At 59.3% G+C, this 12,624-nt stretch carries 11 protein-coding genes and 1 other RNA gene; 4 read left to right on the top strand and 8 right to left on the bottom strand.

What is annotated here, in order from left to right:
- Positions 1-50 precede the first annotated feature (50 nt).
- The 7 genes from HDF12_RS01390 to HDF12_RS01360 all read right to left on the bottom strand — a co-directional run bounded on the left by HDF12_RS01390 (position 51) and on the right by HDF12_RS01360 (position 6,474).
- The gene (locus tag HDF12_RS01390) at positions 51-506 is read right to left on the bottom strand and encodes a 23S rRNA (pseudouridine(1915)-N(3))-methyltransferase RlmH (RefSeq protein WP_179580637.1); all 456 of its coding nucleotides are present in this window, start codon (positions 504-506) and stop codon (positions 51-53) included.
- Between the two features lie 237 nt (positions 507-743).
- Positions 744-1,313 carry a ribosome silencing factor gene (rsfS, locus tag HDF12_RS01385; protein WP_179580635.1) on the bottom strand — a complete coding sequence of 190 codons (570 nt, stop codon included), beginning with the start codon at positions 1,311-1,313 and terminating at the stop codon, positions 744-746.
- Positions 1,314-1,464: 151 nt separating this feature from the next.
- Complete coding sequence (locus tag HDF12_RS01380; protein ID WP_179580633.1) at positions 1,465-2,856, bottom strand: class I SAM-dependent methyltransferase; 1,392 nt, start codon at positions 2,854-2,856, stop codon at positions 1,465-1,467.
- A gap of 168 nt (positions 2,857-3,024) precedes the next feature.
- The gene (gene nadD, locus HDF12_RS01375; protein ID WP_179580631.1) at positions 3,025-3,624 is read right to left on the bottom strand and encodes a nicotinate-nucleotide adenylyltransferase; all 600 of its coding nucleotides are present in this window, start codon (positions 3,622-3,624) and stop codon (positions 3,025-3,027) included.
- 27 nt (positions 3,625-3,651) lie between these two features.
- Positions 3,652-4,299, bottom strand: coding sequence for a hypothetical protein (locus HDF12_RS01370; protein ID WP_179580629.1), 648 nt, complete (start codon positions 4,297-4,299; stop codon positions 3,652-3,654).
- A gap of 201 nt (positions 4,300-4,500) precedes the next feature.
- Positions 4,501-5,787 (bottom strand): bifunctional phosphopantothenoylcysteine decarboxylase/phosphopantothenate--cysteine ligase CoaBC, encoded by a 1,287-nt coding sequence (gene coaBC / locus HDF12_RS01365; protein WP_179580627.1) that lies wholly within the window; start codon positions 5,785-5,787, stop codon positions 4,501-4,503.
- Positions 5,788-5,823: 36 nt separating this feature from the next.
- The gene (locus tag HDF12_RS01360; RefSeq protein WP_179580625.1) at positions 5,824-6,474 is read right to left on the bottom strand and encodes a ribonuclease T2 family protein; all 651 of its coding nucleotides are present in this window, start codon (positions 6,472-6,474) and stop codon (positions 5,824-5,826) included.
- 69 nt (positions 6,475-6,543) lie between these two features.
- Between HDF12_RS01360 and ruvA the strand changes: the two genes are divergently transcribed.
- Entirely contained in the window at positions 6,544-7,143 is a 600-nt protein-coding gene (ruvA, locus tag HDF12_RS01355; protein ID WP_179580623.1) for a Holliday junction branch migration protein RuvA, read from the top strand.
- A 608-nt stretch (positions 7,144-7,751) separates the two neighbouring features.
- Here the strand turns inward: ruvA and rnpB are convergent.
- Positions 7,752-8,226, bottom strand: an RNA gene (gene rnpB / locus HDF12_RS01350) — RNase P RNA component class A.
- A gap of 122 nt (positions 8,227-8,348) precedes the next feature.
- On the opposite strand from rnpB, the gene HDF12_RS01345 reads away from it, so the two are divergent.
- From HDF12_RS01345 to hpnI, 3 genes are all read left to right on the top strand, one after another.
- Positions 8,349-9,572 (top strand): ABC transporter permease, encoded by a 1,224-nt coding sequence (locus tag HDF12_RS01345; RefSeq protein ID WP_179580621.1) that lies wholly within the window; start codon positions 8,349-8,351, stop codon positions 9,570-9,572.
- Positions 9,573-9,612: 40 nt separating this feature from the next.
- Positions 9,613-10,860: an ABC transporter permease gene (locus HDF12_RS01340; RefSeq protein WP_179580619.1), complete on the top strand. Its 1,248-nt coding sequence runs from the start codon at positions 9,613-9,615 to the stop codon at positions 10,858-10,860.
- 66 nt (positions 10,861-10,926) lie between these two features.
- Entirely contained in the window at positions 10,927-12,108 is a 1,182-nt protein-coding gene (hpnI, locus tag HDF12_RS01335; RefSeq protein WP_179580617.1) for a bacteriohopanetetrol glucosamine biosynthesis glycosyltransferase HpnI, read from the top strand.
- Positions 12,109-12,624: the final 516 nt, after the last annotated feature.

The raw sequence follows: 12,624 nt of genomic DNA, 5'->3' as shown, positions 1-12,624 counted from the left end.
CGCAACCTACATGGCGCCCGTGCCGACGCCTGAGCAATGACCCCCGATGGTCAGTGACCTGAGTGATAGGGGTGGCCGGCCAGGATGGTAAAGGCGCGGTACACCTGCTCAGCAAGCACGACCCGCGCTAGTTGGTGAGGCAGCGTCATGCGTCCCAAAGAAAGAAGTAGATCTGCCCGCTGCCGTGCCGCCGGCGACCAGCCGTCCGCCGGACCAATCGCAAGCACCAGCCGCTGGGTCCCCTCATCGCGAAGCCGCCCAATCTGACCAGCAAACTCGTCAGAGCTGTACTGCTGTCCGCGACTATCAAGCAGAAGCGCATAAGCCGGCGTCCTCCCCGCCTGTCGATCCAGCCATGTCAGCAACCCTGCCTCCGAATCAAACAGTTCAGAGGTACAAGTGGCGTAGCGAGCCGTGCGCTTCATGTACTCATCGATCAGTCGATCACCAGCCTCCGATTTAGACCGAAACTGGCGGGCGAGCACAGCTGCAAGAATCAGCTTCATCTCAACAGTGTGCCTCTTTTCGGAGCAGTCAGCACCATCGCTCGGCCCAAAGGATCGGAGCCGCAACCAGCATCCTCGAATCGACTGGCGTAACCGATGCTTCTACGCGTCCATCCTTTTGTCGGCAGCCTTACCTGCCGATCAATCACAAAGCAGAAAGGCGGCGAACTCGAGATGAGTCCCAGCCCTTACCTTTCCAGTCAAAGACAGGTTTCACCCTTGCAGCAAAGCCCCGTCTTACTTCTTCGTAGATGGCTTTCTGCCTGTTTTAGTCGCGGTCACCTTACTGCTCTTGGCTGCGGAAACAGTCTTCTTCGTTGTCTTCTTCGCCGCAACCTTCTTTACGACCGCGCTGGATTTCTTGGCGACTGCGATCTTCTTCGGAGCCGTGGGCGCGGGCGTCTTCTTTGGGCGCCTCGTCGTGAGCGATGCTTTGACTTCAGCATGGAGATCGGCCACGCTGATCGTAGTCGCAGACTTTCGCAGTCGCTCCAATCCGTAAAACGCACGCTTCTCGGCCGAGAAAACATGGACGATGAAATCGACATAGTCCATCAAAATCCATTCGGCCTGGCGGCGTCCTTCGACAGAGTTGGGATAAACCCCAAACTCGCGCTTCAGGCGAAGCTCGATCTCGTCCGTGATGGCCACATTCTGCCGGTCGTTGGTTCCGTTACAGATCAGGAAGTAATCGGTCAGGCCGCTCTCGGCCGGATCCAGCGCGAGGATGCGGATATCTTCAGCTTTCTTGTCTTCGCAGGCCGCAGCCGCAGCGAGCAGCAGCTGATTGCTTTCAATTGAGGGCATGAGACTCCTTGGAGTTCCATGGTAGCGGGTTGCGGCTCTTGAAGCCAGCGTCTGCAAGGGTAACAGCAACTTCCTGCCTCACAGGAATAGTCCTGAACCGACGTAGACACTGGCTCGCTCACCGCTACCCCCGGGTGCCCCGCCATGCGTCTTATCTCTTCCCTAGATGAAACAAGATGCGCCCATTCGCCAGCTTCAGCTCGTCGAAGACCGTGAAATGCTTCGCAAAGGCCTCGCGAAATGCTGCCTCAGTAATGTGTTCGTACATCGCATCTCTTCCGCGCAGAAGATCCTGAAACTTCGGATCCGACGGTGGCACCCATTCCACGATCAGGTGTCGCGTCGTCAGCTCGCTGCAAAGCGCCGCGATACGATTCATCGGAATCTGATTGCGGAGCAGCAGGTGGTGCAACACGGCGAGCATCATCACGGTGTCGAAATGGCCTGCACAGCGGCTCAGGAAAGAGGCACTCTCGCGATTCTCCCATCCAGTGGCCGGGCTAGGATGAGCCAGATCGACACACAGCGGAAGAATATTCTTCCCGCTCACCTTTAGGCCTGCGTACAGCCGATCGACCGCCTGCAGATCCGTGTCGATCGAGACCACCTCGGCACCCGCGTCCGCGGCCAGGTTCGAATACACTCCGGTGTTGCAACCCACGTCGAGCACCTTCGCAGGCCGCGCCTTCCCCAGCACATCGCTCACAAACCTCCGCTTATCGTCATGGTCTTCGTCGCTGTAGTGGTACGCCGTCTCAGCGTAGTGCGACCAGGTCGAGGAGCGGTGGCCCGGCGTCACATGCCGCATATCAGTCCTCAGCGTCCTCAGCGTCCTCAGCAGAATTTGCTTTGCAAGCCCCGGATCTTTCACGGATCGCGGTGTTACCTTGCCGGCCTTACCCTTCTTCGTCTTCGCGAGCAGTGACGGTAGCGTAACGGTGGACAGCGCAGGCCGCCGCAACCGCGAAGCCAACGAGAGTGCCGGATAGACCTCCTCTGGTTCATATCCATCGCGGCGTGTCAGCGAGATCTCCAGGGGCCATCCCAGCCGGGAGTAAGCCAGCATCGGCAACAGAAAGGTTCGGACGAACTGGCCATAAGCAAGCCAGATCGGTTGATGCGGGTCTCTGCGTTCAATCGAAAGCACATCGACAAAGATCGGCCGCGGCCCCTGGAACAACACGTTCAAAGGTGTTGCGTCCTTCAACTGCCAACCCTGCTCGACCAAATCGCTGCACAAACCCAGTGTGAGCTCTGCCGCTGCAAGCCACATCCCCGGACTCCACTCCCACGGATAGGACTGGAAAGAGATGCGCGGATGCCGCAGCACAAGCGTCTCCGCGTTCTCAGGCGACACCACCTCGCTCGCCACGAGCCTTCCCTGGGCCACCAGCTCTGAAGCCAGCGGCGTTGCCAGAAACGCAAGCATCTCCTCGTCGAAGGGAGCGCGAACGCTCCGGTAAGCTCCATCCGGACGAACCTCGACGCTGCCCGCAGGATCGCGAAAGGTAGGGAGTGCGGGATATGCCAAAAGCTCTGTCATAGAAGTTACGGTTCTGCTACTGCACGCACTAAAGGGGCGGCTCAACAAACAAAAAGAGGACCCCTATCAAGACGCAATGCTTGTACAGACACACTTCCATTCAGGAAAGTTTCGAGGAAAACAAAGTTTCGACGAAGACGAAATCAGCAGAACCAAAATGGGTCTGCACTATTGGTAGAGGTGGTGACTCTGTATGTAGTCCAGAACACGCGGCGCGATCAGATCGATACAAGGATCGCCCGCTTCCAGCCGTTCGCGTAGCCCCGTGGCCGCAGTATCGTCATGAACATTACCAAGCAGATGGACGCGGCTTTGCTGATGCGCATCAAGCTCCAGCGAAGAAAGACTCGCAATCGGGAAACCCGGCCGGCTCACGACGATCCACTCCGCGAGCTGCAACAGACGTTCGGGCTCGTGCCATCGCGGCAGGCCGAGGAAGCTGTCCGCCCCCACCAGATTGAAGAGCTCAGCCTCCGGCATCCTCTGCGCCAACTCGCTCAGAGTCTCCACCGTGTAGTTCGGTGCGCCATCTACACGCGGCGCATCGAGCTTCGAGGCTGTAAAGCGACGATCCCCAAGACACGCCAGCTCCACCATCGCAAGCCGATCTTCAAAAGGAGTTACCGTGCCATTAAGCTTCAAAGGCTGACGGCCCGCAGGAGCAAAAAAAACGCTATCCAGTGCAAATGCATCCGCCGCCGCCGTAGCTACAGCGAGATGACCATGATGCGGCGGGTCGAAACTGCCACCGAACAGAGCTACGCGCATGCACTATCCTCTCGCGACCCCGCGCTCTTAGAACGGAAGATGAAAGACAAACCCCATGCTGACCTGTTTGATCGGGTAGTTGTGGCTCTTGTCCCCAAACGGGTTCAGGCCGCCGTAAGCGAACTCGGCGACGCGGTAGTCAAGGATCGGAAGCAACTTGATATCCAGCCCGGCAATACCCTCATACTCAAAGTTGTTTCGTAGAATTGGGCTGTTCCCGACGATCCCACTGTTGGTGACCCCGGCTTGGGTGTACAACAGCCCGTAATCCGTACGGCCAAGGCCAAACGAGCCCTGAGCATAAGGCTTCAGGGGCGCCAACGGAGTATGAAAGACAAACCTCACGCCGCCCAGCGTCGAGTAAATTCTCGCTCCCCCACCATTAAAGTTCTGATAGGCCCCGCGCTTAGTCGTCAGAATACTGCCACGGAGATCCGCTCCCAGCGTTACCGGCCCAAGCTTCTTGAAATCGTAGTAGACGCCGCCCGTGCCACCCAGCGGATCCACCGTATTGGCGCGTGTGCTGGTTACATTGGGAGTCTGCTCCGGCGACGAAGCAATATTGCTGAGCCGATCTACGGTGAACATTCCATAAACGCCAAATTGAGCGTGAGCGGAGGAAGCACTGACAAGGGCAACGATGGCAAGAAGGAGAAACGCTTTGCGGAAACTCATGTGCCGTTAGTTTACTAGTTCGCGCGGCCACAGTGCACCGGCAGCCGCGAATTGTGCCCGGCAAAAAATGCCTCCGGAGGCCAACGGAAGAGGATCCCTACCAACGGGAGGACCACGATAGATCGTAGCTTCACGAAAAAGGTATACCCGTCACGAAGTGGCCGCCCTCCGCGCAGGAGGCCCGTCCGGCAGGACCGCTTCTCAGTGCTCCGCCCCCTCTCGCAGCTTCAGCACCTCGTCAAGGATCCGTTCTGCCATCTCCGTCTTGCTCATCACCGGAAACTCAACCGCGCCTTCCTTCGTCAGAAAGCTGCCCGCATTCTGCTCCGAATCGAACCCAACTCCATCCTTCGAAACATCGTTTACCACCACCGCATCCACGCCTTTGCGCTCCAGCTTGGCGCGGCCATTCGCCACAGCATTCTCGGTCTCGGCGGCAAACCCCACCACCAGAGTCCCATCCCGTCGCCGCCCAACAACCTCGCGCAAAATGTCCACAGTCCCCGCCAGTTCCAACGAGACTGCCTGCGCTCCTTCGCGTTTCATCTTCTGCCCCGCAACATCTTTCACCCGGTAGTCACTCACTGCCGCAGCCATCACCACCACGGTCATCTCATTCAGCCGAGCCATCACTGCCGCTCGCATATCCTCCACCGTCACCACCTGCTCCACCTCAACCCCCGCCGGACAGGGCAACCCAGTCGGAGCACTGATCAACACCACCTTCGCTCCACGTCTCCTCGCCGCCGCAGCCACCGCGTACCCCATCCTCCCACTCGACCGGTTCCCGATAAACCGCACCGGATCGATCGCCTCCCGCGTCCCCCCGGCTGTCACCAGCACCGTCTCACCAGTGAAATCCCCACCCCCACTCCCCGCGCCCTTCGTGCTCTCAGCCAATGTCTCCACAATCGCATCTACAATCGCCGCCGGCTCCGCCAGTCTTCCACCCCCCACCATCCCGCATGCCAGATACCCACTCCCAGGCTCAATCACCTTCACGCCCCGCGCCCTTAGCGTCGCCACGTTCGCCTGCACAGCCGGATGCTCCCACATATTCACATTCATCGCCGGAGCCACAATCACCGGAGCCGTCGTCGCCAGGTACATCGTCGAAAGAAAATCATCTGCCAACCCATGGGCAAACTTCGCCAGCATATTCGCCGTCGCGGGAGCTACCACCAGCAGCTTGGTCGACTGCGCCGCCTGTATATGTTCGATACTGCTCGGCGCTCCGCCGCCACTCTCGCCCGACGAGTCATCCTCGCTCGACCCAGTCCCCGCCTCCTCGCCCCACAACGAAGTAATCACCTTATGTCCGGAGATCGCCGCAAACGTCAGCGGCCTCACAAACTCTTCCGCCGCCGCCGTCATCACCACATGCGGGTCGTACCCGGCATCCTGCAGCAGCCGCACCAGCTCCACCGACTTATAAGCCGCAATCCCACCGCAAACCCCAACCGTAACCTTTAGCCGCTCCGTACCCATAACCAGAATCCTACCTTCTTCGTACCGCACACGCGCTTACTTCAGTGGCGGAGCCACGACGCGGAATGCATCCGCATCGCACTCCCGCAAGCCCTGACAAGATATAGGCATCAAGCCATCCTTCGCCAGACAAACCTCAACCGCGGTCAACCGATGATCTGCGCAACTCACAACCACACTTTCTTGCGGGAACGAGGGATTCGCCTTCGCAAACAGATCGACAATATCCTTCGGCCTCATCGGCTCCTCATGCTTCAGCTTCCGCAGCTTCTTTGGAATCCTCACCGAATGAAACGCCTGACGTTCCAGCCCGAAGAACTCCTCTGGCGACATTGTGGTGCAGGTGCCGTGCTTACTCCACTCATGCTCCAGCAGCGGCAGGTCAGGAGTGATATCCAGATTCCGTTCCGGCTGCAAAGGTCCCGGTCGCTCCGCGCAGTTCACCGGATACGATCCGTCGTAGTTCTGTGGCCACAAACCGTGCAACACAAATCCACGAGTCGCCTTACACTCCGGACCTGCCCCGGGCACCGAACAGAACTCAGGCCCCCACGAAAGGTTCATAAGATAAAAATCGAACTTCCCCGGCTCACTCCTCTCCTGCGCACACGCAGACGAACAAACAGCCAGCCAACTCATCATTGGCAGACAAACCCCAGCAAGCCGCACAAGAAAGGAAGTCCTCATAGGGCACATCTTAATGCACCCCTCGTCTTGCCGGAGCGGAGCGCCCAACACGCTACAATCACCAGAAGCATGATCGCTCACCTCCGCGGACGCCTCCTCGCAAAAACTCCCAATCAGGCCATCCTCGAGTGTGCTGGTGTGGGCTACGACGTCACCATCAGCGTCACTACCTTCTCCGCTCTTCCCAACGAAGGCGCAGAAGCGACTCTGCACATCCACACCCACGTCCGTGAAGACCAGATCGCGCTCTTCGGCTTCTCCGAAACTCAGGAGAAGCGTCTCTTCGAAAAGCTCCTCACCATCTCCGGCATCGGCCCAAAGCTGGCCATCACCGTCCTCAGCGGCATCGACGGCAGCCGCCTGATCACCGCCATCCGCTCCGGCGACCACGCCACCCTCACCCGCATCCCAGGCATCGGCAAAAAGACCGCCGAGCGAGTTGTCCTCGAGCTCAAAGACAAGCTCGACGACCTCGCCGTCGCCATCCCCACCACCACGGGAGGCCCTCATCACGGCCCCGCCGGCGACGATGCCCTCTCCGCCCTTGTCAACCTCGGCTACCCCCGCCCCGTCGCCCAGAAAGCCATCGAAACCGCCGTCGCCAAAGATCCCGCTGCCTCCCACGACTTCGAAAGCCTCTTCCGCGCCGCCATGGCCGCCATCCGTTAGCCCCGTCACCGCCCTGAACCTCGTCGCGCGCCTGAACCTTCCACCGCCCTGAACCTCGTCGCCAGAAACTCCTCACCCTGAGCCTTGTCACCGCCGAGAACCCCGTCGCCGCCCTGGACCCGGTCGCTGCCCTGGACCGGCGCTGCCCTGAACCCCGTCGCCGCCCTGGACCCGGTCGCTGCCCTGGACCGGCGCTGCCCTGAACCGGTCGCTGCCCTGAACCTCGTCACCGCCCAGAACCGTCGCCGCCCAGAACCTCGTCACCCTGAACCTCGTCACCGCCCTGAACCTCGTCATCTCGACCGAAGCGACAGACAGTCTCACCGTCTGTCGTGCAGTGGAGAGACCCCCCCCGCATTTCGCCCGTGTCCGCCACGACCTCAAAAATAAATCTCAAAAACATGTCACATTTTTCGCAGCTCAAAAAACCTGCATCTACAGCCACGCAAAACACCACAACCACACCACGTTTCACCATCCAAAACACCACGTTTTGCATCCACAATTTGCAGAAACCCCAGCAAAAAGCACCCTCCACCACAAGCAAAAAAAATCCCCACCGAAAATCAGACGGCCTCGAAACCGTTTGAGCGATTTCGAGGCCATAAGTTCGCAGACGGCCCGTAAGCCGAATTCTGTTTTAGACGATCATTCCTCTACGCGACGCATTACTGCGGCGCTTTAGCAACCTACCCGCAAGTTCCGGCTCTCTGGACGGCGTCACCGCCATTTCGAGTCTCTCCGCCTGGGCGCATCGGGCCGATACGCTCCTGCCGCCTGAAGAGAAGCGGCAAGATCCCTGCCTATTTGGTCTTGCTCCGTGTGGGGTTTACCCTGCCGCGTCCATTACTGGCCGCGCGGTGCGCTCTTACCGCACCTTTTCACCCTTACCCCAGGCCGCTTGCGGATTTACCGAAATAAATCACCAACCGGAGGCGGTTCGTTCTCTGTTGCACTTGCCGTCCAGAGGTCTTGAAACCTCCGTCCCGGACGTTATCCGGCACACTGCCCTGCGGAGTTCGGACTTTCCTCCCCCGCCAAACACCTTGCGGTGAAGGCGGCAGCGATCATCCAGCCGCCTGCAGCTATAAGTGTATCCCACGCAGCGAACAAAACCCGTCCAGCTGCGTATTAGAGAGCAAGGCAAGTCTCGCTTTGGAGGCCTCTGGCTGGTAGTCTCAAGCGTACCCAAGGTAGACAAGGCAATGGAATTCAAAGAGGCCGTAAAGATCGCGCTGCAGTCGCTCTGGGCTAACAAGCTCCGCTCCGTCCTGACCCTGCTCGGCGTCGTCATCGGCGTAGCCAGTGTGATCGCGGTGGTGACGCTGGTCAACGGCGCAAACACCTACGTCACCACAAAGTTCGCCAGCTACGGCGCAGATGTCTTCACCGTCTCGAAGATGCCCCAGATCATCACCAGCCCTGAGGACTATCAGCGGTATCAGAAGCGCAAGAACATCCTCTACCCGGACTTTCAGTATGTGGCGGCGAACTGCAGGCACTGCATCGGGATTGGCGCGCAGCAGGCCGTGACGGGGAAGATCGTGCGGGGTACGGAGTCCACGACCGATACGAACATCCGGGGATATACGTGGCAGATGCCTTCGCTGCAGAACCTGAACATCATGCAGGGGCGCGGGTTCACGGAGGCAGACCAGGAGCATGCCTCGCATGTGGCGATCATCGGGACCGATATTGAGGACCATCTTTTTGTGGGAGTGGATCCGCTGGGACAAGAGTTGCGGGTCGACGGCACTCCGTACACGGTGATTGGGATCAGCGAGAAACAGGGGAGCACGTTTGGTGCTAGCCAGGACAACTGGGTCGCCGTGCCGCTGACGGCGTTTCAGAAGAGCTATGGGACGGCGAAGACGCTGACGATTTATGTGAAGGCGGGCGAGGCTGGACCGGTGCTGGAGACGGCGGCGGACGAGGTGAGGGTTCTGGTGCGATCGAGCCGGCATGACGCTCCAGGCTCCGAGGATTCGTTTGAGCTGGATACGAACAATACGCTGGTGGGATTCTTCAGCATCGTGACGCGGTCGTTTGGGGCGGTGGCCGGGGCGGTGGCGCTGATCTCGCTGGTCGTCGGCGGCATCGTCATTATGAACATCATGCTGGTGAGCGTGACTGAGCGGACGCGCGAGATCGGTATCCGCAAGGCTCTGGGCGCGCGTCCAAAGGACATCCTGATGCAGTTTTTGATCGAGTCCGGGACGATGGCGCTGGTGGGCGGAGTCTTCGGCGTGATCGGGGGAATCCTGGTGGCGCAGGTGATTACGATCCTGGCAGGATTTCCTTCGACGATTGCGCTGTGGAGCGTCATTGCCGGGCTGGTGATGGCCACCGGTACGGGAATCTTCTTCGGTGTCTATCCGGCGCGAAAGGCCGCGCAACTGGATCCGATCGTGGCGCTGAGATCGGAGTGAAGCACGGGCTGGGCAGAGACAGAGGGCAGGGAGGTCATTGATGCGGATCGCCGATACGAAAGAAACGGTAGTGATGGCTCTGGATACGCTGCGGGCGAACAAGCTGCGCAGCGGACTGACGATTCTGGGGATTGTGATTGGCGTGATGACGGTGATTATCATCTCGTCGGTGATTAACGGATTGAACTCGAGTGTGTCTGGCCTGGTGGAGTCGCTGGGGACGAATGTGATCTGGGTCTTCCGGTTTCCGGTGATCGGGGTGCGGCCAACGACCGAGATGCTGACGAGGAAGCAATTGACCTACGAGGACGCGATGGCGATGAAGGAGCTGCCGCATGTTGTGGCGGTGACGCCGGGATTGCAATATCGGGACAAGAGCGGTGTGGAGGGCACGGTCGCGGTGAGATACGGCACCAAGATCATGGAGGGGACGACCTTGGAGGGTGACACGGCGAGCGTGAAGGATGTGTATGAGCTCGACTTGAAGGATGGCCGCTTCTTCAACGAGAGCGACGTGGAGCGGGCAGCGAACGTTGTCGTGCTGGGGATCGATACGGCGGACGGGCTGTTCGGCGCGACGAATCCGGTGGGCGAGGATGTGACCATCGCGGGCATGACATTTACCGTTGTGGGGGTAATGGACAAACAGAAACAGGCGTTTGGGGGAGGCAAGAACCCGGAGGACAACAAGGCGTTCTTCCCCGTGACTACGTTCCACAAGATCCACCCGGAGATACTGGATTACTGGATCAGCCTGAAGTTTGATGACCAGAAGAACAAGACGCTGGTGCAGGATGAGCTGGAGGAGCTGTTACGGCGCAGGCGGAAGGTGAAGAACGAGGCGCCGGACAACTTCGCGATCTTTGGAACCGATTCGCTGACTCGTCTATGGACCACGATCACAGGTGGCCTGTTTTTACTGCTGTTTGCGCTCTCCAGCGTGGCGTTGCTGGTGGGAGGCGTCGGCGTGATGAATATTATGCTGGTCAGCGTGACGGAGCGAACGCGGGAGATCGGGGTGCGCAAGGCGATCGGTGCGAGCAAGCAAACCATCCTCGCGCAGTTCACCCTGGAGGCCATTACGCTCTGCGCTGTCGGCGGCGTCATTGGCGTGCTCATCGGCAGTGCGATCGCTCTCGTGCTACACCTCTTCTTTCCGTCGATGCTGTCGGCGCTGTGGGTTGCCCTGGCCTTCGGCTGCTCGTGCGGAATCGGACTTCTCTTCGGCATTTATCCGGCGTGGAAGGCGGCGAATCTGAATCCGATCGAGGCTTTGCGTTATGAGTAGTGTAGGTGACCGATCTCGGAATAGCGGGTGGTGATTCGGTGTGAGTAGGTTCGGTAGACTACTGAGATGGCCATCACAATTGAGGCGATCACGACGCTGTTGACGCTTGCCGGGCTCGCCTATCTGCTGCTGGCGCTGTGGGGTACCCGTGACTTCGCACACTATTGGCGGCGAAAGGCGGTCGATGTTGGCTTCGCCCCCGACGTTACGATCTTGAAGCCGGTGAAGGGAGTGGACCAGCGGATGTATGCGGGGCTGGTGAGTCACTGCCGGCAGCAGTACGCGGGCAACTTCGAGATTGTCTTCGGCGTAAGCAGCCTGAACGATCCGGCCGTTGGTGAGATCGAGCGGCTGCAGGCTGAGTTTCCTGCGTGTGCGATCCGCCTGGTGGAGTGCCGGGAGCGGCTGGGTACGTCGGGTAAGGTGAGCAATTTGGTGCAGATGCTGCGCGAGGCCCGGTATGAGCATGTGCTGATCAACGACAGCGACATTCGTGTCTCTCCGCAGTATCTGACGCGGGTGATGCAGTGTTTTTCCGACGCGAAGGTGGGCATGGTGACGGCTCCTTATATCGGCCGCACTGCGGAGGGCGGCGGGGGCCTGACGGTGTGGTCGCGGCTGGAGGCGTTGGGTATTTCGACGGACTTTCTGCCGGGTGTGCTGACGGCGCGCAAGCTGGAGGGCGGGATTCGCTTTGGGCTGGGATCGACGCTTGCTACCAGCAAGAGCGTGCTGGCGAAGGCTGGGGGTCTTGAGCCGCTGACGGAGTATCTGGCTGACGACTACGAGATGGGCGCGCGCATCGCGGCGGCAGGGTATCGTGTGGAGCTGGCGAATGAGGTGGTGGAGACGACTGTGCCGGAGTATCACTACCGCGGGTTCAAGGACCATCAACTGCGCTGGGCGAGATCGACGCGGGATTCGCGCAAGCTGGGATACCTCGGACTGGGGATTACGTATGCGGTGCCATGGGCGGTGATGACCTGCGTTGCGAGTGGGCTTGCACTTTGGAGCTTTTCTCTGCTGAGTGTGGTGCTGCTGGCGCGGGTTGCGGTGGCGCTTTCGGTCGGAGTGGGCGTGCTGGGCGATGAGCAGGTGTTGCGCGACCTGTGGCTGCTGCCGCTGCGGGATTTCTTCGGGCTGGGCTTCTGGGCCTGGAGCTTTGCCGGAAATACCGTGGTGTGGCGCGGGGAGTTGTTCGCGCTGCGGGATGGACGGATCACGCCTGTGCCTCCTGTGAGCCTCTGAACGGTGGGCGACGTCGATGTGTCCGGATTGCATCATGGATACCGAGATCAGGTTTGAGTATGCCGTGCCCGGGGGTACCCCCCGGGGTATTTCGTAATAAAATCTTTGGAATGAGTGACATAACATTTTTGACGTTTTGTAAAATCGTCCATTCAAAGGGGTTACGGGTAAAATCGTCTTTCGAAAAGGGTTAGCGTCGATAATTCGAGCAGAAATAGAAAAAGCCCCCGGGGATGACGATCGCGGGGGCCTTCTTTTTTGCTCTGTCTTTCAATGATAGCGGATTTGCCATAACTCATGCGCAAGGTGGATCTCATTGACGATAAATGAGATAGATGTGATGAGGGCTTGACAGAAGATTTTGACTGTGAAAACGGGAGGTTGGAGAGTCGCCTTTTTCGGAGTTCGGGCCATCTTCCTGATTTCGAGTCCGTAACTTCCTGGAAGCCGACTTGCAAGGACCAACGCGTGAGCAACACACATCGATCGGCACGATTCGCAAACAGAACGAAGCCC

Origin of the sequence: Tunturiibacter gelidiferens (assembly GCF_013410115.1) — a bacterium.
In the GTDB taxonomy this organism is placed as follows: Bacteria; Acidobacteriota; Terriglobia; order Terriglobales; family Acidobacteriaceae; genus Edaphobacter; species Edaphobacter gelidiferens.
Note: the sequence above shows the minus strand (reverse complement) of the source record. Positions and strands in the feature narration are given on the sequence as shown.